The following is a 20,005-nucleotide window of genomic DNA, read 5'->3' on the forward strand; positions in this document are numbered from 1 at the left end:
TTCCGACCCGGGCACTTCCCCTGGAAGCCCCACCTTGTCCAAGCTGGTGATCGTCCTGCTGGCCATCTCCGTCTCGATCAATCTGTTGGTCGCGGGCATGGTCGTGGGTCAGCGCCTGGATGGCGTCCGCCTGCTCGGCCGGGTGAATGTTACCCGTGGTGACGCCAACCCCAATAACAACACCCGCCCGGGCCCCTATGACCTGTTCGTGAAGAACGCGCCGGAGCAAGTGCTGCCCTTTCTGAAGGATGCCATCGCGGCCCGCCAGGATCTGTCGCAGATCCAACTGCAACAACTGCGGGATGCTCGCCGCGAGGCGGTGCAGCAGTTGAAAGCGCAGCCCTTCGATGCCGCGGCCGCCAATGCGGCCTTCGCCCGTGTGCGCGGTTTGATCGCTGAAATTCAGCAGAATGTGCACGAGACCGCGCTGGGCGCTTATGCCCGCGCCTACGGCCAGACACCACCTTCCGCCAACTCCGACAAGCCGCAGTAAGGGGGCGCGGTTCCAACTCCACCTATAACGCGGCTTGCCCAGGCCCACCGACCATCGTCTATGATCCCCCAGCGCATGTCCTGAGGACGACGGAAGGATGGCCACATGGCCGAGGATAAAAAGGAAGTGATGGCGCTCAGCGCCGTCATGGCAACGCCCCCGGGGGAAACCACTCAGGCCTGGCCCCCCGCGGACGCCGTTGGTCGATGGACCGACGTCTATTTCAAGCGCACCCGTACCATCGTGGAGCGGCACGGCGACGTTCCCGTCACCTACGCCGTTTTCATGCGGCGGCCCGTTGTGTTCGCCCCCCGGCTGGCGCTGGACTGGCTCAAATCGGTGGCGGCGGCCCGTGGCTTCACGCCGGAAATCGAGGTCCGCTACCACGAAGGGCAGTGGATAGGTGCTGGCGAACCCATGATGTGGATCACTGGGCCCTTCTCACAGCTCGCAGAGTTAGAGACTCTATTCTTGATGAAGCTGGGCCCAGCTTGTGTGGCCGCTCATAACGCCTTCGTAATGAGCGCAGGCCTGCCCAAATCCGCCTTTCTGGCCATGGACGCCCGCCATTGCGCCGGTACCGAAATGGCCGACCTGATGGCCTATGCCGCCAGCGTCGGCTCAAAACGGGCCAAGCGCAAGGTCGGCGCCATTGGCTTCATCGGCAACGCCACAGATGCCACCGCCCATTATTTCGGTCAAACCCACGGCTTCGGCACCATGCCGCACGCCCTGATCGGCTACGCCGGTTCCACCGTCAAGGCGGCCGAGCTTTACCACGATACCTTTCCCGGCGAAGCGATGACCGTGCTGGTTGATTATTTCGGCCGTGAGGTCAGCGACACGCTCGCGGTGTGCCGACGTTTTCCTGAGCTGGCCGCTACGGGCAAGCTGTCGGTCCGACTGGACACACCCGGCGGACGCTTCGTCGAGGGCTTGGATCCTCCGCAAAGCTACGCAGTGTTGGAGCGCCGCGCGCCGGACAGCATCCGGGGATACCGGGATGAAACCGAGCTGCGCTATCTGATCGGCGCCGGCGTTTCCGCCGCCGGTCTGCACTGGGTACGCGAGAACCTGGACCAAGCTGGTTTCACCAAGGTGCGCATCGTCGCCTCAAGCGGTTTCAGCCCCGCCAAGTGCCGGGTCATGGCCGATGCCCAGGCGCCCATCGACGTGGTGGGCACCGGCAGCTTCCTGCCCGAACATTGGGGGGAAACCTATGCCACTGCCGACATTGTCGCCTATGATGGCGTGGCCCGGGTGAAGATGGGACGCGAGTTCTTACTGAAACGCTAATTCCCCAAGCAGGAAAGCCCCCGGGCGGCCTTTCCGTCACTCGGGAAAGGCCGCCCGGGGGCGTTCTCGACATGATGCGGGGACGTTACTTAACGCCTTTGACTTTCATCCCTTTTCATGGAAATCCGGATCTTGGACGTCTGAGAGCCTCAGGAAACCTGGGGGGCTTTTCATAGAATTCCGGATTCCTTTTCATGGAATGCCGGATTCAGGCCGGTCTTTGTCATAGAACGCCGGATTCGTGTCGGCTGTGTCGTTGGCCCGGCCCCTTATTGGAGTGGCCGAGGGACTTGATTCGGAGAGATATGTCGCGCACCTCGCGCCGATTTATCTATCCGATGATCCGGTCGATATCACTGCGCTCATAAAGATACATCTCGCCGCCATCGACGGAGGGACCGGAAATCGGTCGTGCTCCGCTGTACAGAAGCGTCGAGTTGACTGATTTGACATCTAAACCGCGCTGGGCCGCAACGTCTCTGGCGAGCATGTACCTTCCAGAAAAGTCGCGGAAATCCTTGTTCAAGACCTTGGCACGGCGGGTGACGCGTCCGACCTTGTCCCTGGATTTCAGGATGTCGTTTTGCACCCAAAGTCGAACCGACTTGGTCTGAACGTTCAGCTTGGCCGCAATGTCGGAAACGGCCAGAACGTCCTGGCGAAGCTTCACCGCCAACTTCTTCACCGCGTCGATGGTGAAAACCAGATTGGTAAATCCCCGGGATCCCGCCAGCCTCCCGGCTGGAAGCAAGGTTCCCTCGACGACAGCGCGATATACCGTCGCGGCGTTCCGGTCGTCATAACTCATCGGCATGCGTCTGATGAGGTTGGCCGTCGTGATCATGTCTTTGCCCAGCGGCAACGGCAGTTCCGTCAGTTCCAGGCGGTTGACGGCGTCCAGGAGATCCTGGACTTCTGCCCTGAGAAGCGGGTGCTTAAAGAATGTGGTGGCGATGGGCTCGGATGCCACGGTGAGAAGACCGGCGTCCTCCATCTGCCCAAGGGTCCGATCATTGACCCCCAGCATGGCCCTGGCGGCCTTGCCATCAATGTACCGCTCGACCTCGGCTTGGATGTCCAAAACCTTCTGGGGGTCGAGCCGAGAACCGAAGCCTTTGCCCGTTCCCTTGACCAAGAACATGTCGCGTTCCTCGGCCAGACGCATGAGTCGAGGCATTGAGGTCCCCAGGAGGCGAATAGCCTCCTGGGGAAGGAAGAAGGACCGCGATGGATTGGCACGGCGCGCGCGGACGACGGCCCTGGCTTTGGTTACCAGCGTGACATCACCGGCGACATACTGGCTGAAGGTGCCGGTAATGGGCCTGAAGGCAGGATCCTTATCCTGTTTCAGGATCCATTTAGCGGTAACGCCGATGTCGCGGTACATCCGCTCGTGCTGGTCCTGACGATCAGCCGCCCCCTGCCGAAGCCAATCGATATGGCGGTAGAAGGAATGGGGCCAGTCCGCGCAGGCCTGCCAGCCGATGTTCAGGTAGGCAAGGACTCGTTCGGGATGATGCCGACCGATTTTGACCGCCGCGACATTCAACAAGGTGTCGTGGACGCATTGGCCCAGCATGTAGATGGTCTTCAGCAGGCAGCCGACATCCATGCCTGCCAGCCCTTCCGGCGGGGGCTTACCTTCGAGGAGTGAAACAACCGCTTTCAGGCCTTCAATGTCGTCAGGGGCAGGCTCGGGGTCGATGACGCGGTAGTCGGCACCGCAATGCACGCAGTGGGTCAACTTGCTGGTCAGCCAGTTGAGTGGCCCCCTGCACTCGGCACACCGGTCGACCAGCATGACGTTGTGATGGGGGCAGGCCACCATGAACACGAAGTCCCAGACAGCGCGATGATAAGGGGCTTCAGCCAGGCACAACGGGCAGCATTTCCGCCAGATGAGGGAGACGAGTTCCTTCGGCAGCGTGTGCCCGAGGAGGCGCACGTGTCGGGTATCGGCTGCGCGGTAGGACATGCGTTCCAGCTCGTCAGGCGTCATCGACAGGAGGTGGCGAAGGGGCTCCATGTCGGTATCCGACAGCATGAAGGCGCGGGCCGCCATGAGGCGCGGAGCTACATATGTCAGCACGGCCCAAGGGGTGGGCCTGAAGTTCTCTTCAGCAGACCTGGCGACGAAACCAAGGAACCCTTCATCAACGTAGGGCACTAGCGGGAAAATCAATTTGAACATGGCTACAGCAGTTCCTTCAGCGCCTGATCGGTTTTACGCGGCCGGGGGAGGCTGAGTTTCTCCGTGGTGGGCGCGGGCAGCACCTTCAGGGAATGCTTATCGGACCGGAACGGATTGGGCTGTCGGCGCTCTGCCCTGACCTGTCCCCTTTCGAAGGCTTCAGCGAGGAGTTCCTGGCTTAGGCAGGGCAATGGAGAGCTGCGTTCAACCAGCGCCATTTCCGCCGCCATTTGGAGCCATTTGGTGGTTTTTCCAATTAAGCCGTCAGAAGCGATCCAAAGGCGAAATGCCATGTCATCGTCGAACAGGTTCGACGGCGCTGGGAGGCCCATGCGTTCTTCATACATGTAGAGGAAAGATTGGTAGATATCCCGGTCCGCCTGTTTGAACCAATCGAAGGGCTCCAGACGTTCAGACCATCCATTCCGACGCTCCGACTGGGAATTTGTATCGACGACCTCGGCTCCCTCGGGCTGACCCGCGAGAATCACCGGACAGACAGCGGCGTTCAGGATGGATTTGATTAGGTCGCCTGAAGCATACGCGTTGGCTCGCTTGTTACCCGCGCTGACGATGTGCTGGATCTCGTCGAGGATGAGGAGTTTAGGCGCCGCTCTGGCCAGCGTCCGGGTAACAATATGGGTGTACTCGGACACGCTGCGATTCGAGGGAACATCGCCCAGCGCTTTTAAGATCGCGATGGCCAAGGCCTTCAGCGTCGATTGAGGAGGAATCTCAACATATAGGACCGGGTGATAGAGATAGCGATCCCGCTGTTCAGCCGGGTACTCGTCGACAATCTCCTTGAGGAGGGTAGACTTGCCGGTACCCGTAGGCCCCAGCAACGTCAACGACCGGGCTTCCTTACCGCAACAACCAATGTCTATTGCGTTGCGAATCCACTGCTTGATTTGAGCCTGTTTAGGCAGGTCGATAGCGATTTTTACAATGTTTCTGAAGCGTTCAAGTCGCTCTTCACGATCCATGTTAGACATCCTTGTTTCCACCCCGACCGGTGACCCCCATACGGCGAGCCATCTCTGCAAACCTTGCTGCGCTGGAAGCTGACGAGTTGGTCCCCGAGGCCGATAAATCCGATGCGACGGGTTCGGTCGGGGACGGGAGTAGTTCCAAGACTTCCGGTGTTGGCGCGGAAGCAGTGAAGTCCTGGCCGATGTTGTCGTCCTCGTCCGGAATGGTGAATTCCCCAGCAAGAACCGAGTCCGGCAGGTGCTCCAATGCGTCCGAAATGGAAAGGTCGCTTAGCGCCGGATTGATGGGACTGGGGATCTGGTGCTTAGGGACGCCATAAGCAGCTTTCAGCCGTCGAACCTTTCGGTCTTTGGGGACATGCTTGTCTTGGATGTACCGCTGTAGGTCGGCGTGGGCTGCCGCGACGTTGTCCTCGCTATATTTTTCCGGTCGGGCCTTGATGAGTTTCAGGGCCAGGGTCTGCTGCACGAGTGTCACACCGCGCGCGTCGAACATCCGCCGGGAACCGGGTGATTGTTGGACGGTAACGAAGCGCTCTCGGCCGGGGTCGTAGACCTGGATGGCTCCCAGGTCTTTAGGGTCGATCTTGCACATCACCGTGCCGCCGGGGTTAAAGGCGGGGCTGGCGCGAATGCTCGCGATTTCCGGCCCGTTGTAGATCAGGTTGTTGATCCTGACGCCGTAATCGAACAGCCGCCGATGCGTTGTCAGACAGAACGCCGCTTTCAACACCTCCGGTTCGGGCAGCGGAATAATGTGGTGCCGCGCCACGCTTTCCAGCCACCGGCGATGAGGCGCGTCGTTGATTCCGGTGTGGAACTGTTGGGAATAGACGTCGATAATCCAGCGATGGACCAGGTAGTCCAGCTCCTCCAGCGTAACGACAGGCTGCATTTCGACGGCTTCTTCGTTCCGCCGCCGATAAAAGTCTTCGAAGGTTCGACCCGGGATGTAGCGGACCAGGCTGCGGGTGAAGGTGCCGAAGAATCGTTCGATTGCCGCCTTGTCGTTGGGCGTCTCGCGGGCCGCGAAGGTGATGTTGCAACCAAGCAGCTTGAGCATCGCCGAGAAGTCATTGGCGACGAACTGGCTCCCCAGGTCCGCGAAGTAATTTTCGGACAGCCCCCAGCACGGCCACGCCCCTTTGATGTCAGGGTACTTTTCCTTCACATACGTTTTTGGGTAGGTCGCGTGATGGATGCATTCGATGGCAGCAGCGACAGATTGCTCGAAGCCGATGTAGCGGCCAACCGGCATCCTGCTGAAATGGTCGTAAGCGATAATGACGACGGGACGGTCGATGGGATTTCCATCCTTGTCGACCACGATTAAGTCGGTCTTGAGCAGATCCAGTTCAGTGCGCTCGTGGTGGCGCTCAGTCGAGACATGTCCGGTCTTCGGCCGATAAATCCGGTCTGCCACAGCGACACCTTTCCGGTTCGCGGTGGCCACGTATCGGTCGTAGGTTTTGATTTTCCGGTAGACGGTGGAGTAGCTCGGCACCCACGTGTCGCCGGTCAGCCGATTGCGGCGCGTGAACACGTCGCGGACCTGTCTGTAGACGTTGCTCACGTCGTACTGCATTGAATTCAGGAAGAGGCCCTCGACCGTTTCGTCAAACAGGTTCTGCGCATCGAGCTTCTGCTGTGAGCCGCGGCGCCCGCGCTGGGCAATGCGGTCCATCAAGGCCTGGAAATCGCGCCCGCTTTTCTCCCATTCGGTGATCCAACTCTGGAGCGTGCCCGGTTGAGGAGGGTGACGGTCGTTCAGCACGGCGGCCGTGGCTTCGATGACAGGGACGAGTTCCTGCCGCTTCCGGGTTTTCAGCCCACTCCTTTCCCAAGCCTGGACGTAGGTCACTCGGCGCAGGGTCCGGGCCTTCAGGTCTTCATCGACTTGGAGCTGGGCCAGCGATGTCAGGTCGCTCTTGCGGCCTTCCTTGAAGGCGCGTTCTTCAGCACCGCCGACGCGATACGCTTGTCCCCTCGCCATCAGGTCCAGCAGCTCGTCTTCGCGAACCACGAAAGGGGAGCTGTTGGCGACATCAAGGAACACCAGGTTGCGGCATGCGTCACGGCGCTCGAAAGCAACCATTCGCCCTTCGATGCGCAGGTACTGGTCGCGGAAGAGGGCAATGCTGCTCATAGCGCTTTCTTCCCCGTGACAAGGCAAACTGACGTGTTGGCGGATAAGGGCTGCCCCATGCTGAGCCGCAGCTTGCCTTTGAGGGCTAACCCGTAGACGTGGGCCAGGCCCGCGACCTCAGTGGCGCCGATGGCCTGGATGACCTTGCCCACGGTGTCAGCGCCGTTGGATATCGCCTCGATGACGGAAAGCTCGCTGGCCAGGTTTAAGGCCGCGCTTTTCCACCGGTTCAGTTCGACCGCGTTTTTGAACCTGGGTTCGAGGTGGACGAACCGGTCGTCGAGGCAGCGATAGTCGATCCCCAACTGGCCATACGCCGTGGTCAGGAGGTCGATGTCGCAATATCGAGCCTTCGGCCTCTGTCTCGTGTCGATGATGTCGACAGCGTAGGTGGCGGCCTCCGCCTGCACGATGAATGCGACAACGTGGGAGGTCGGCTTGCCGTTGAGGACATAGTGGGCGACGTGTGCCCTTGACTGGAACCTGATGACGGAGGGGTCTGCCTGGAGCAGGTACATGAAGTCGCGGTCAATATCGCGGTACCAGCGAGCTTGTCCTTCGACAGCTTTCCTAGTCGCGAAAATGCCACTCTGCCGGGCCCGATAACCTTTAGGCGGAGTACCATCAGCTTCTGAAAGTCGAATAGCTCCAGGCCCGAGACCTCGATCAGGTCCCGAAAACGAAATGCTCGAAGGCATAATACCCCCGCTTATTCGGTGGATTCCAAGAATAGGACCAACTGACGCCACGGCGTCGGTTTCAGGTCATATTATTTGGAGTATGTCTGCTGAATTCGCCGCAACAATTAGCCAATATTCCGTCGAATACGTGGCGTCATTCGTGCTGGCCATGATTTTGTACTCCGGCCCGGGGTAGCGGCGCAACTTACATATGCGCAGATGTGCATCAGCAACAGTTGCGCGTGACCTCAAGGTGGTGTATAAATTTAGTTAGATATGGCTAGTATTGGCCATAAAACCCTGACCCAGCCGGTACGATCGAATCCGGGCTTGTGTATTTTCAGGGTTCAGGCTTGAGCCGCCTAACGGGCAGAGGCAAAATAAGTGCCTATCAGCCGTATGCTGGCGAAGGCTATATCACCGCTTATGAAGTTCCCCTGGCGCATTGCGAGTCCAAATTGGGGCCGCAGATATGAGCCATGTACTTGGCGGAACATTAAGTGGTCGATCATAGCGCGTCACCGGATGTGAGGAGCCTGCCGATCATTAGACCTACTTTGGATATTCCCATCAAGAAGCAAAATGAACTTTTCCGATATAGTCTCGGCGTAAAGTCTTTATCTTAAGAACAGCCAAGTCACTGGTTGTCGGGACATTCTATATCCTGTCGAATTCGGGCGCAGTTGAGCCGCTGGTGAGGTTTCGCTTTATCCCGCATTTTCCCGAAATTACCCATTTGCGGGATAAACCCTTCAATTCCAGCGCTCAACGGTCCGCGGGTAAGTTCCAACCCCTCCGTCGCGCCTGCAACAGCAGTTCGGGTTACCGGCCACGAGGTTTCGGGAGGCATGCTCCCCGAAATCTGACCGATCAGCGAAACTGGGGGAAATTCAGGCGCCACTTCTGGGGAGTATTCGTCCGCCACCGATAGTTTTCGAATCGAGTCCCCTCGTCGGACAAAGAGGCGTAGGCTGACCGACATGGCCACCCTTAAGGGATGGCGGGCCCAACCAGATATGGAGGACGCGATGTCCGAGAAGGCGCCCGGCTTTTGGCACGACTTGCTGATCGAGGAAATCGTCGAGGGCTTGGAATGGGCCCGATCCCCGCTGCCGGTGCTGATCCCGCCAGTAGAGCAGTTGGCTGACGTCGCGGAGGGGATGGTTCCGATCAGCCTGAAGCGGCGCCCCAATGTTCATGTCGACTTGTCGGCGCTGGTGGGCCTGAAGACGGCGGCTAACCCGACTGCGCCTCGACATTAATCGGGCTATCGTAGGGGTTCAGCAGTTCAAGGCCCGTGCTGGCGGCGATGAGGGAAAAGTGGCGTATGTTGCGGGTCGCTATTATCGCGCCCGTGTCCAGGGCTGTTGCCGCGATCATGAGGTCCCGCTCGAAGCTTGGGGTCCCGTCATGGGGAACGGAGATGGAGAGTGCCCCATGGAGCCTGGCGATCTGGCCGTCGTAGGGAATGATCGGCAGCGCCAATGTCAGGGCGCGGAACCAGAGGTCGTTGTCGTTGGCCTCGGCTATTCGGCCCTGGATACGCAGGCGGGTTATCCCGCGTTCTATCTCCGAGATCACCACGGCAGGGACCAAGAGCTGGTCGGGGGACGTGTCAGTCCACCATCTCAGCAGTTCCGGATGCTTAGTGCCGCGCCGGAGATCCGACAGGACACAGGTGTCGACAACGTATGTCACCGGTCATTTCCCATCCTCCCCGGCCTGCCTGCCGACTATTCTGGGGATCCAGGTGAACGGGGTGTCACCGGCCCGGCCACCAGGGTAGGCGGCTGTCGATCCGGCGGCCAAGTGATCTTTCAGTAGAGATCGAATGGCCAGCCAGTCGGCTTGGGAGATCACGACGGCAATGTTGGCGCCGCTGCTGGCGAGGGCTTGGGGGCCGTCGTGTTGGCATGCCGTGACGACCTCGGCAACACCATCGCCGAGAGGCCCCAGTTCCCAGGAGTCCTTGTTCGCCATACTGACTTAGCCTCGGCACTTCACCAGGGCGCACACAAGCGTATCGGGACATGCAGGGTCCGCCGGTATCTACCGGGCCTACACGCCCCAGAAAATCGCGCCCTCAGGAATTCCTGAGAAAGCCTATGCCGCACATTTCAGCCGGGCAAGGTCTCTTCGGATAAACGGAGCTTTGTGATTTCGAATTCAAGAGGTCGAAAAATTTCGAATCACTTGTCCTTTTTGAGCCCGTCTTTTTAAGGAAAAATCATTTCCCAGCTCACGCCGGATTTGTAATGTTTTCCAAGAAACGAAGAGAATAGATCTCAGGCAGCTTTGGGATCGGGATAGGAATGTGTGGTCGCTATTCCATCACGACTCCTCCAGAAGCTCTTCGTCAGCTCTTCGCCACGCTGGGTCCGCTCCCGAATTTCGCACCCCGATACAATCTTCCTCCGACCACCTCGGCGCCAGTCACCCGGCTGCATTCGGAAACCGGCGAGCGGCACCTTGGTCTGTCATCGGCGGCATTATTCCGTACCGATTCACAGCGAAGGTTTCTGTCAGTGCAGTGGAGAGCGGCTGGCTGGAGCGGATGCGTTTGGCAGCCTGGGCGTGGACCGGCGCCGGGCGCTATGGGAGGTCAAACGACTCGGGGACGCGCCGTTGCCGCTGTTCGAAGCCGCTGATGGCTGGGGCTTGCTGGGCGACAACCGGCCACCGGTCGAGTTCGGCGAGGAGCCCTTCCTGACGCTGCCTGCGATGCCGCTGGGCGAGGCCGTCCGCTAGGACTACCGAACCCTGTACCTGTCCTTGAAAGGCCATCCTTGCGCCCTGCTGCGCGCCCAGCTTGCGGCATTGGGGATGACGCCCGCCGTCATGTTGCCCAGTCTCAAGGACGGCGCCCGGGTGGCGGTCGCGAGCTTGGTCCTGATCCGTCAGCAGCCGGGCACGGCGTCAGGGGTGATCTTTGAGACCTTGGAGGACGAAACTGGCATCGTGAACGCCATCATTTGGCCGTCGTTGTTCGCGAAGCAGCGCCGGGAAGTGTTGACGGCCACCATGCTGGGTGTCCATGGGCGCCTTCAGCGTGAAGGCGACGTCATCCACGTCATCGCTGACCGGCTGGTGGATCTTGGTCACATCCTCAGGGGGCTGACCGAACTGGATGGACCGTTCGAAACGCCGCTGCCGCGGGCTGATGAGGTTCGGCGGCCAGAGCCAGGCTCGTTGCGGCTGGTGTATGGGGAGGGACGGAATTTCAAGTAAACCTACACCTGGTGGCGCCTTAAGTCCGGTTGGAACATTTTCCGTGTGTAGCAGCCACCCCAAGTCCGGCTCTGAGGCGTTGGCCTGCAATGGATGGCATACTTTATATACTCAGGAGTTTCGCATAAGGCGCCGCTGAACCGCTAATGCACCCCTCTTTTTCAGAGCGGATGCAACATAATCGGCGTCTACGTCTGACATAATAGGCGGCGGCCACTTAATACTGAGGTTGCTTGGCGGCCAGATTTTGCGGAGAAATCTCGATGCTGTAACATCGAAACGCCACCTTTCAACAAACTCAAGGTCGCGGCATCGCATAACATAAATAAAAAGGTTTTTTAAAATTTGGAACGAGGCCTGGCCATTGTATTCAGTCGGAGATGTACCAAGAAGATGGGCATTTTCCGGGCCAGGAAGGTAAAGAAATGCATTTGATCCAAGATACGCTTGCCAGGCACTCCGCTCATAATGGCCAATCCAAACGGCCCAGCCGTGGTGAGGTGGTAATCCCGTTTGCCGGAGCAAATCTCGTTCTGCTTGAGAGGTTGTAACATCGCCAATCGAAATGTGCTCCGCTACTGTCGCCTTTACCGCAGCCCATCCAGCGATAACACTCTGTGCGTCCGGCGCAATTCGTAGCGATTGACCCTGCATTAAGGGGATCATAATCGGCTTTGCGCGATCTTCGATGTTCTTCATCCAGCCATTGTTGCAGCTCTTCCGATCACCACCACACACGCAGTGAACTTGGAGGTCGTGAATGTCCCCACCGCGCTTTATCTTGCGGATGCCCTTAGTCTCTACGGAACCTCGTTCGATCCGTTCCACCGCTTTGAACCCATCCCACTTTCGCATTGAGCGGGTAATTTCCCGGTGGGACCATCTGGGCCAAAGATGCTCCCAGGTGAGCCGCGAGGCCGGATTACCGCAAAAAATGCAACGCTCTACGATCTCAGTCACCGCTTCCTCGTTCATCTCAAGCTGCGACAGTTATGCTTTTCTTCGAGTTGCCTTGGCGGGGGCCGGTTGGCCAAGCCAATCTGCTTGGCCAAGCCGGTGCGCTGATCGGCGTAGTTCGGCGGGACCATCGCGTATTCCACGGGCAGTCCCCCGGTGCAATATTCTCTATGCACCAGGGTCAAGGCCGTGCGCAGATACCGCTTCAGCATCAATAGCTCTATGATCAGATGGGCGATACTGGTTTAAATGGAACATCATAATCAAGAGCAAGTGGGTGTGTGAGAGGCTTATTTGTTATTTTCGACAATAGAGACGTCGATGAATGCGACATATCCACTCTCGTCTTTCCAAAGAATTCCGCATTAGAGAGGACTATGACATCCATTCCTGATATGTACATACGCCGATCAATAGGAAGCGGCGCCACTTCGCCTTTTCCTCTAGGGGGTTGCCCGCTTCGATTGCGGTGTGATGGCCACGTCTTGCCACGAAGTACTTTAACCGATCCCGGGCTACGTTTCCCAAACGCAAGGAAATGGACGATCAGGTGATCATCACGTATCGCACCTTCATTGCCGACTGGTTCATCCAGCATCGGATACAATTTAATCCGCGTTCGACGATGCTTCCACTGGTGCTGGCTTTCGCCGTCAAGCACAAAAAATTTCCGAGCATCCTTCCTCGGATCAGAGGTTTCCCCCCATGTCTTTCCGCCTTTAACTTGTGTCGCGAGTAAGGCGCCAGTCGCCGTTGTTCTTAGATCGTCGATTCCACCATCCGTACCATTTGCCATAGTGATAGACGGCGATATAGAGCGAAAATACTTATCAGAAGGACCGATGCGATCCGCCAAAAAACCCCAAAGTATCTCGGCTCTGCGGCCATGCGTGAACATGTGTTTCGCTGACCGCCTATATATTTCTGCGATTTTCGATTCACCTCTTGGCAACAAATCCGGAAAATCATAATAAACGTCAGACAATAATTCTTCATCGTATTCAGAAAAATAGGTCTCGAGGGCTGGAAAAGCGGGAGTTCCCAGATTTTCTGGGTCTTCTATGGTTTTTAACATATCTAATGTTAGAATTATTGTCGACCTTGCTGGATATTTGATGCGGTAATTGCTAAGTGGCGTATTTTCGACCTCAGCTATATGACCGGATTCAGCCAGTTGTTGATGATGCGGGTGAACAAAAATTAGACCTCCCAGTTTGTCATTTTTTGATATTTCTATAATCTTAAAAAAATTCCCATTTTTGTTGATAGCGTCAATTAAAGTATGCGTATCATCAAGTATATCTTCCGCGGACTTCTGAGAAGATATAACTGAACTAGTAACTTCACTGCTAGCAATGCTTCTTCTCCCAAGAGAAATCATTTCGCTTTTCGTTATAGGGCCCAGCGCACTCCTGTATAGGCTTGTTGAGTTAAGGCAGAGCTGCCACCAAATTTTTTCAATAGCTTGGTCATTTGATGACATCGGAACACCGGTTTAGTTGGACAAGACGATGTATGGTAAACGAAAGTAGGTTGCGTTTACAGTAAGAGTGTCTCCAGCCTATCATTTCTGAGGTTCCTAATGGTGTGAGGTCATGATCTTGTCCACCCTCAAGAGACGATATAATTCACTTTCCAACCTAACAGGATGTTGAAAAACCTGATTCCGTCGCTGGGTGCCCTTTGAGTCTAGCCCCCATCTTGCCCCGATACATGGCAGATTGCATGCTTGCGTCTTTGGAAAACCTCGGTATCAGATGGCCATATGGCGCCGATGGAAGTCTTATCCACGTTAAACGGCAGCGGCAGCGCGAACCCGGCAGCCTGTTCCACCTTGGCGACAGACACGGCATAGGGTGTCAGATCACCCTTGGGGGTCGGCTGGTTCTGCATGATGAACGCTGCGACCTGGCCACTGCCGTCAACCACAACCTTCCAGTACGCGGCCGGGACGCCGACCCCATCAGCGCCGATGGTTTCCACCGGTTCCTTCCAGATTGGGCCGTCCATCACGATCAGCGGCCCCCGGTCAAGAGCCCAGGCACGCGTCGCTTCCTCCAGTGCTTCCCACTCCCACTGGTTCAGGTGGGACGCCTGCGGACTCATGTTTGATAGATAGAAGCTCTCCCGCTGAACCTGTGCGTCCCATTCAAAATCGGAGTTGGGTGCAAAGTGGCCGCGGTCATACACACCGGCGTGCCCTTTATAGTCCGCGAGTTCAGCACGATGATCAGGTGGCAGATCAGGATCGGGCGCGAATGAATCCTTGCGGGGCAGACACCCCAGCGCATGCTCAGCAGTCAGGCTCCAGGACACGAAGTCGGGGACCAGTTTCACGTCGTCGTGCAGAACGACGTAGGCCCGGCGGCACAGCGGCGTTAGACGGGGCTCAGTCCCCGACCACTGCGGAGCACCCCAAGGGGCCTGCGCCTGGCAAGCCGCCGGAATCTCTGCCGATTGCGCGCTGCCGACGCCCAAGCATGCCAGGACGACAAAAGCCCCCAAATGCACCCGCATTACATTCCCCAACAGTGGCGACGCTATCAGGCCGAAGCAGCCAATACGAATTGCGACCACTCCGTCGAAACCAGTGCCCGCCGTAGCAGCCCATCATTTAAGCTATTGAAAATGTGAAGTTATATCCAAAATCCCTTTTTGGATATAACCGCCTCGATGAAGCCGCCAGACAAATCTCCCGCGCCATCCTGGTCTTGCACAAGGTCGCCTAGATCGGGGCGGCGCATCCACCCGCAAAGCCAGCCCCCGTCCGTCAGACCAAGGTCGGACGCAACAACCCGTGCCCCCGCGGGTCCGGCAAGAAATACGAACGCTGCTGCGGTGCCAACGGAGGCGTCAACCGCCAAACCCAGTGGGGACGCGCACCGCGCATGCCTAACTGGATGCCTCAGTGGCCTTCAGCTTGACGGTTACCGGCGGCTTCAGCTGCCTTCTGGCACATGTAGTAACCGTCCTTGGTCGTGCCGTAGTAGCGGCTGCTGGGCAGGTGATATATTTGGGAATTGGGGTTCACCCAGACCACCGGGCTCTTGCAGACCTTTGCGGCTGCGGCCGGGTCGGAATAGTGCTTCCCCTCGCCAGCCAGGGCGGCCGGAGAAGCCAAGAGGACGGCGGCAACGAGAGCGGTTGCTAAGCGGCGCATCGGTTTCACCTTTGCATATTGAGCGTGCATGACAAGTACAGTACGCGCGCCATGGCTGCAATGTCGGTGCCGTTTTACAGGGTCGTTAGCTGGCCGGTGCGGGCCGCGGCCAAACTCGGCTTTCAGCGCTGGCGGACCCGTTCAAAGCGGACGTGGGCGCCACCGTACCCAAGGCGCCGCCGAACAGTTTTGGTGACGCCAACGGTACGCCCGGTAGGCACCTGCTGCGAGCGCCCTTCGTTGTACGCACGCTCAGCTTTTGATGGGGCTGTTTGCACATTGAGGCGATGGAGTGCCGCCCGGGCGAGATCCGGCAGACTCGCCGCCGGAATTACCCTGCCAGTGAGACTCGACCGGCACGTCTTTGCGTAGACGCCGACGCCAATGCGAATCAGCACTGCTCGCCCAGTCAGCTTCCGAAGGACACGACTGATCTGAGATTGGCTTGCGTTAAGCCCATCAACAAAGTCGGCCCGCAGCAGAACGATTTCCGTGCTCACCCGAATTAATTCAACAGCTTGCGATTCAAGACCGCTCATCCGACGAGAATGCTCTCTGGGAAATATTATCTATCGTTGCCGCCATAACCGGGCCGGGCAGCGTGACCTGCTGTCTGTCTTCCTTCCAAAAGCTAACCGCCTCCGCACATCCGAAGGCCTGCCAGTGGCGGCAGCGGTTGGGGAGCCGCATCTTGTGCGAACTGAGGCTCCCACCATTTCATAGCCGAAGGCGCGGCGAATTATCCGCGTCAGGCAGCGTTCTTGCCTTTTTTGGGCTTCGCAACACGGGTGCGGCTGCCGAGCCCGATCTCCTTGGCCAAACCCGAACGTTGTTCGGCGTAGCTCGGCGCGACCATGGGGTAGTCCGACGGCAAGCCCCACCTAGCACGGTACTCATCTGGCGTCAGATTGTAGGCCGTGCGCAGGTGGCGCTTCAGCATCTTCAGCTTCTTGCCATCTTCGAGGCAGACGATGTAGTCCGGGGTCACGGATTTCCGGACAGGCACAGCTGGAACCAGCTTAGCTTCAGGAACAGGTTCCGGTTCTGGGCTATCAACGCGAACTAGCCCACCGTATACCGACTGAATTAACCCAGGCAACTCGGCAGGAGGTATCTGGTTTCTTGTCACATATGCGGATACGATATCCGTCGTCAGCTTCAGTAAGTCGTCCATGAGGAAATCCATTATTCACAGCTGGCGACATGATACAGTTCCTATAAGTATCGTCCAGGAGGAATATTGGGAAAGTTATTGCCGACTCAGGATTGGGTCGAAGAAATCAACGGGACCTGGGTTCGTATGGACGGAATGACGGCCCAATGCGTAGCCCCGGCTACCAGGTTTTCCTGGGCAGTGCAGCGGCCTGACGGCTCTTGGTTATCGACCTCGCCGGTGACCAGCGGTAGCAACCCTAAGACACGGTACTTCGTCAGCGCCAACGCTGCCATGGCGGCCGCAGACCGAACCCGCTAGCTCTCGAGGATGTCCGGCCTGCTAGGCGCCCGTCCACAGCGTCAGCGCCACGGAAGAAAGGCGTCATCCGACGATGCCGTTCGTGAACCTCTGCGTCAGGAAGGTCAGTCCTGGAATTGCCAAGCTCCGTCGGTTGAGTTCATCCCGTACTCCAGACCTCGACGGCCAAAATACCCGTCCTCTGTCTTGGCAGTCGAACGCGCGAGCGAGAAGCCTAGCGGCAAACTGTCAGTAACGCGTCCTGAACGCGGTTTATGGAAAGTTTGCCGCAGAAAAAATGTAAGGCCCAAGACGGATTGATGGCTGAGATTGGCTATCGCTGATCCCGACATAGCGCATCGGATATGTACTCGACAGCATCGGCGCCGTGGCTCCAGCACGTAAGGTGGAAAAATGGGTTGGCGGCCGCTGCATGCGCCCTTCGGGCCCGATCCCAATGCCGCTGACGAAGTTGGCTTGGCCGTAGAGATGCCGAGCAGCGGTCCGTTTCCAGAGCAAGCTGCGACCGTGTCGTTCGATCCAAAACGGGGTCAACTTTCTACTTTGGGGCGCCTATGATAGAAATATTACACTCATTGTGTGTATTTCCAGCAAATGCTATAGGCAAACAATCCCATCAGCATGAGGCTTCTGCGATGCGCCACCACCTTTCCGCCGCCCTCATTGCGCTTTCGGTTCTTCCCGCGATGGCTCCAACTCAGGCCTTTGCCTGGGGTGGCGACGGGCATCGGACTGTGGCCGCCATCGCCTACCAGCTGCTGACACCGACTGCAAAGGCCCAGGTGAATGGTCTACTGGGCGACGACAGTGGCCAAGCCTTCATTAATGCCGCCACCTGGGCGGACGACATTCGCAAACCCCAGCCGGACCAGCCGTATCCAGGCAGCGGCCCTTGGCACTACGTCTCGATCCCGTTTAATGACGCGGTGTACGTCAAAGGCCGGGACTGCAAGACGGATAGCTGCGTGGTGGAGAAGATAAGCGCCTTCAATGCGCAGCTGTCTGATAGCCAGCTTCTTGAAGGCGTCCGGCGCGATGCGCTGAAGTTCGTTATCCACTTCGTCGGCGACATCCACCAGCCCCTCCACGCGTGTGAGAACGGAGATCGCGGCGCCAACGAGGTGCAGGTCACGCTGAATGGCCGAAATACCAACCTCCACAGCGTGTGGGACTCGGGCATCATCCGGGGGAGTTGGGGAAACATCGCCGCCCATCAGGCGCTGCTGACGCAACGGGCGGAAGCCGAACACGCCAAATGGGAAAATGGCACGCCCGCCGACTGGGCGACTGAGAGCCATACCATTGCCCGGCAGGTCGTCTACCCGAGCTTGGGCAACGTTCCGGCACCTGGTCCCGTTACCCCGCCGGTCGTGTTGCCCGCCGATTACGCCGCCAAAGAGGCGCCGGTTGTCGATGAGCAGATCGTCAAGGCAGGGGTTCGGCTAGCCTCCCTTCTAAATGGCGATTTCAAATAGACATTTCCCAATGAGCCGGGAAAGCAGCATCACAGGAACAGCAAGTCGTCGCTGGTGCTGGGGCTGACCAGGTCGTCGAACCCTGGGACAGGGGTGGCGAATAGGCCGCCGCGCCAAGCATCGAGGTGCCGCCGAACAACGAGAATGCCGTCCTGGGTGGCATTCGTGACCAAGGCCAGGGGCGCCTGTCCGCCGAAAAGCGGACCGCTGTTGGGACTCTTGAGCCACCGGATGCCGTCATCGTCCCGCGCAAAAATCGTTCGCAGCGCCCGGTGGATTCCCAGCACTGCGGAGATCCTGAGTAACGTATCAATGGGCAGCGCCAGCTCGGCACCGGACAGGGCCCTGGTCGCCCATCTGCGATAGGCGGAGTGCCCAGGCTTACCAAGGACGTTAAGCTGCTCTCGGGCGGTAAGCCCCCAGCGGTCAGCGATTGCCAGGAATGCCCTCATGCCGGGACCGCTGACCCGGCGGACGTCGGCGATGGCGAGGTCCATGATGACGACCATCCCAGGACCGCCGGGCGAGCCTTCCTTTCTGGTGTCGTCGATCATCACAGACCTTCCGGTGGGCCATCCAGGACGGGGCACCCAGTGAATGGCGCCCCAACAAGATTGGGGCGCCATCACCGTCACAGATGCGGTGCGCCGTTCTGCGGCTGCGTCGGCGCAGCCTTGGCCTGGAGCGTCGCTGCATCCGTCAGTGTTACCGAAAGAACCGGGGTGCCCGATTCACCCGCGTCGTATTCCATGCTGGTCTGGACGGCGTCGAGCGCCGCATACAGCTGGAAATCCTGCGGCCGCTTACCGACGCTCTGACCCCAGCCAAAGAACCGCTGGCTGGCCGCGGCGCCGGGCGGACCATATTTCGCGATCAGGCCCTTCCGAACATCGTCGACAACGGTCTTGGTGTACGTCAGCACCTGCCGCACGGTGATGCTGGTAGCCTTGCCGTTGGCAACCTTGAAGGTGACGCACACCGTGCCCACCGCTGGCTTCGTCAATACGGTCATCGTGGAGCCACCCCCGCACGCCTGGTCGGATCCCATGACCAAGTTCTTGTCAGTGAAGGAGGCCTTTGCAGCGGCCGTCAGCTGGCCTTCTGTCATTCCAACTTTCAAGCCGCTGACGTCGAAATCGGCGGCGGCCTTGGCAGACGGGACCGGCGCCGCTGCCGACGGTGTAAATTCCGCCAACACCTTGCCATTGTCCGCAAGCTTCAGCGTAACCTTGCTGATCGCAACCAGCACCGTATAGCGGCTATCCAGCTTGCCGTTTGGGTCGCCCACACCCACGAAATGGCCTTCGACCTGGGCGATCACACGCTGACGGTCGACCTTACGCGCCTCCTCCATCGGCAGCGGGAGCGGAACCGGCGCTCCATTCGAGAAGCCGATTTTATAGGTACGGCCGAAAACGATTTGGCTCAGATAGTGGCCAGGGAGCAGGTCGTTGATGGTGTACTGGCCCGCGCTCCGGTCGTACTCGCCCAGTGTCACGTTCGTCAGGACCACCAGTGGCGTCGAGTCGTCAACCTTGGCTTGGGCGGCCCGGAGCCTGGCTTCTTCAGCTTTTTGGGCTTCTGGGCGGTCAAAATGGCTGGCGGTTGTTACTGGCTTTGCGCCAGCCGCCGCGCCCGCGACGTCGAGCGGGTCGCCGCTTTTCTTGTGATAGTAGAGGGCGGCCAGCTCGCCGGTCAGCTCCTCAGCCGCTTTGGCGCCGACCGCCCCAAGCAGCATCCCAGTCGCCACGACAGCGGCGACGGCAATCTTCAAAATCATGACTTCCCCCACGGTGGGCTATGCGCGCCCAACGTGCATCGCCGCGACCCAGTGGGAAAGGTACGGAATCTTCTATATTGCGCTCGCGCTTAAAATGTGCCTATCGCCGTGAATCCTTGGCAGAATTCATGTC

At 58.6% G+C, this 20,005-nt stretch carries 23 protein-coding genes; 8 read left to right on the forward strand and 15 right to left on the reverse strand.

Going from position 1 to position 20,005, the window contains the following annotated elements; genetic code table 11:
• The first annotated feature begins 34 nt into the window (after positions 1–34).
• Together Y958_RS20485 and Y958_RS20490 are read left to right on the forward strand one after the other, a co-directional pair.
• Positions 35–493: a periplasmic heavy metal sensor gene (locus Y958_RS20485; protein ID WP_088873722.1), complete on the forward strand. Its 459-nt coding sequence runs from the start codon at positions 35–37 to the stop codon at positions 491–493.
• Positions 494–640: 147 nt separating this feature from the next.
• Complete coding sequence (locus Y958_RS20490) at positions 641–1,789, forward strand: beta/alpha barrel domain-containing protein (protein ID WP_186291481.1); 1,149 nt, start codon at positions 641–643, stop codon at positions 1,787–1,789.
• Between the two features lie 331 nt (positions 1,790–2,120).
• Here Y958_RS20490 and Y958_RS20495 read toward each other — a convergent pair whose 3' ends face one another.
• Genes Y958_RS20495 through Y958_RS20510 form a run of 4 tightly spaced genes read right to left on the reverse strand, consistent with a single transcriptional unit; the run spans position 2,121 to position 7,636 of the window.
• The gene (locus Y958_RS20495; RefSeq protein WP_088873724.1) at positions 2,121–3,980 is read right to left on the reverse strand and encodes a TniQ family protein; all 1,860 of its coding nucleotides are present in this window, start codon (positions 3,978–3,980) and stop codon (positions 2,121–2,123) included.
• Positions 3,981–3,982: 2 nt separating this feature from the next.
• The gene (locus Y958_RS20500) at positions 3,983–4,966 is read right to left on the reverse strand and encodes a TniB family NTP-binding protein (protein ID WP_186291371.1); all 984 of its coding nucleotides are present in this window, start codon (positions 4,964–4,966) and stop codon (positions 3,983–3,985) included.
• Position 4,967: 1 nt separating this feature from the next.
• A complete protein-coding gene (locus Y958_RS20505) occupies positions 4,968–7,118 on the reverse strand; it encodes a Mu transposase C-terminal domain-containing protein (RefSeq protein ID WP_088873726.1) in 2,151 nt (716 codons plus the stop codon).
• The gene (locus Y958_RS20510) at positions 7,115–7,636 is read right to left on the reverse strand and encodes a hypothetical protein (protein WP_088873727.1); all 522 of its coding nucleotides are present in this window, start codon (positions 7,634–7,636) and stop codon (positions 7,115–7,117) included. Before Y958_RS20510 ends, Y958_RS20505 begins: the two co-directional genes overlap by 4 nt.
• A 1,190-nt stretch (positions 7,637–8,826) precedes the next feature.
• Between Y958_RS20510 and Y958_RS20515 the strand changes: the two genes are divergently transcribed.
• Positions 8,827–9,060, forward strand: coding sequence for a hypothetical protein (locus tag Y958_RS20515; RefSeq protein ID WP_145727686.1), 234 nt, complete (start codon positions 8,827–8,829; stop codon positions 9,058–9,060).
• Here the strand turns inward: Y958_RS20515 and Y958_RS20520 are convergent.
• Positions 9,035–9,496 (reverse strand): PIN domain-containing protein, encoded by a 462-nt coding sequence (locus Y958_RS20520; protein WP_088873729.1) that lies wholly within the window; start codon positions 9,494–9,496, stop codon positions 9,035–9,037. The two genes, Y958_RS20515 and Y958_RS20520, sit on opposite strands and share 26 nt — an antisense overlap.
• 3 nt (positions 9,497–9,499) lie before the next feature.
• The gene (locus tag Y958_RS20525) at positions 9,500–9,778 is read right to left on the reverse strand and encodes a type II toxin-antitoxin system Phd/YefM family antitoxin (RefSeq protein ID WP_088873730.1); all 279 of its coding nucleotides are present in this window, start codon (positions 9,776–9,778) and stop codon (positions 9,500–9,502) included.
• Between the two features lie 332 nt (positions 9,779–10,110).
• Between Y958_RS20525 and Y958_RS33045 the strand changes: the two genes are divergently transcribed.
• From Y958_RS33045 to Y958_RS20530, 3 genes are all read left to right on the forward strand, one after another.
• Positions 10,111–10,446, forward strand: a complete 336-nt coding sequence (locus tag Y958_RS33045) for an SOS response-associated peptidase family protein (RefSeq protein WP_369410312.1) — start codon at positions 10,111–10,113, stop codon at positions 10,444–10,446.
• Positions 10,424–10,546 (forward strand): hypothetical protein, encoded by a 123-nt coding sequence (locus Y958_RS32855; RefSeq protein WP_276328588.1) that lies wholly within the window; start codon positions 10,424–10,426, stop codon positions 10,544–10,546. The genes Y958_RS33045 and Y958_RS32855 overlap by 23 nt, the downstream gene beginning before the upstream one ends.
• Before the next feature lie 75 nt (positions 10,547–10,621).
• Positions 10,622–11,026: an OB-fold nucleic acid binding domain-containing protein gene (locus Y958_RS20530; RefSeq protein ID WP_145727687.1), complete on the forward strand. Its 405-nt coding sequence runs from the start codon at positions 10,622–10,624 to the stop codon at positions 11,024–11,026.
• A gap of 111 nt (positions 11,027–11,137) precedes the next feature.
• Here the strand turns inward: Y958_RS20530 and Y958_RS31500 are convergent, their stop codons facing one another.
• The 4 genes from Y958_RS31500 to Y958_RS20545 form a co-directional block, all read right to left on the reverse strand.
• On the reverse strand, positions 11,138–11,725 hold the full coding sequence (locus Y958_RS31500; protein WP_145727688.1) for a hypothetical protein: 588 nt from the start codon (positions 11,723–11,725) through the stop codon (positions 11,138–11,140).
• Positions 11,726–11,997: 272 nt separating this feature from the next.
• Complete coding sequence (locus Y958_RS33050) at positions 11,998–12,195, reverse strand: MucR family transcriptional regulator (protein WP_088873732.1); 198 nt, start codon at positions 12,193–12,195, stop codon at positions 11,998–12,000.
• Positions 12,196–12,209: 14 nt separating this feature from the next.
• A complete protein-coding gene (locus Y958_RS31505; RefSeq protein WP_145727689.1) occupies positions 12,210–13,466 on the reverse strand; it encodes a hypothetical protein in 1,257 nt (418 codons plus the stop codon).
• Positions 13,467–13,672: 206 nt separating this feature from the next.
• The gene (locus tag Y958_RS20545) at positions 13,673–14,500 is read right to left on the reverse strand and encodes a DNA/RNA non-specific endonuclease (protein ID WP_088873734.1); all 828 of its coding nucleotides are present in this window, start codon (positions 14,498–14,500) and stop codon (positions 13,673–13,675) included.
• Positions 14,501–14,712: 212 nt separating this feature from the next.
• Between Y958_RS20545 and Y958_RS20550 the strand changes: the two genes are divergently transcribed.
• Positions 14,713–14,907, forward strand: a complete 195-nt coding sequence (locus tag Y958_RS20550; RefSeq protein WP_088874129.1) for an SEC-C metal-binding domain-containing protein — start codon at positions 14,713–14,715, stop codon at positions 14,905–14,907.
• Here Y958_RS20550 and Y958_RS31510 read toward each other — a convergent pair.
• From Y958_RS31510 to Y958_RS20555, 3 genes are all read right to left on the reverse strand, one after another.
• Positions 14,889–15,143: a hypothetical protein gene (locus Y958_RS31510; RefSeq protein ID WP_145727690.1), complete on the reverse strand. Its 255-nt coding sequence runs from the start codon at positions 15,141–15,143 to the stop codon at positions 14,889–14,891. The two genes, Y958_RS20550 and Y958_RS31510, sit on opposite strands and share 19 nt — an antisense overlap.
• Before the next feature lie 122 nt (positions 15,144–15,265).
• A complete protein-coding gene (locus tag Y958_RS33055) occupies positions 15,266–15,682 on the reverse strand; it encodes a DUF6088 family protein (protein WP_369410313.1) in 417 nt (138 codons plus the stop codon).
• Positions 15,683–15,891: 209 nt separating this feature from the next.
• Positions 15,892–16,317, reverse strand: coding sequence for a Ros/MucR family transcriptional regulator (locus Y958_RS20555; RefSeq protein ID WP_244909484.1), 426 nt, complete (start codon positions 16,315–16,317; stop codon positions 15,892–15,894).
• A gap of 935 nt (positions 16,318–17,252) precedes the next feature.
• Here Y958_RS20555 and Y958_RS20560 point away from each other — a divergent pair.
• On the forward strand, positions 17,253–18,092 hold the full coding sequence (locus Y958_RS20560; protein WP_186291372.1) for a S1/P1 nuclease: 840 nt from the start codon (positions 17,253–17,255) through the stop codon (positions 18,090–18,092).
• Positions 18,093–18,121: 29 nt separating this feature from the next.
• On the opposite strand, the gene Y958_RS20565 is transcribed toward Y958_RS20560, so the two are convergent.
• Together Y958_RS20565 and Y958_RS20570 are read right to left on the reverse strand one after the other, a co-directional pair.
• Entirely contained in the window at positions 18,122–18,646 is a 525-nt protein-coding gene (locus tag Y958_RS20565; RefSeq protein WP_186291373.1) for an MbcA/ParS/Xre antitoxin family protein, read from the reverse strand.
• A 77-nt stretch (positions 18,647–18,723) separates the two neighbouring features.
• Complete coding sequence (locus Y958_RS20570; protein WP_088873738.1) at positions 18,724–19,872, reverse strand: hypothetical protein; 1,149 nt, start codon at positions 19,870–19,872, stop codon at positions 18,724–18,726.
• Positions 19,873–20,005 lie beyond the last annotated feature (133 nt).

It is taken from the genome of Nitrospirillum viridazoti CBAmc (assembly GCF_000730165.1).
Classification (GTDB): domain Bacteria; phylum Pseudomonadota; class Alphaproteobacteria; order Azospirillales; family Azospirillaceae; genus Nitrospirillum; species Nitrospirillum viridazoti.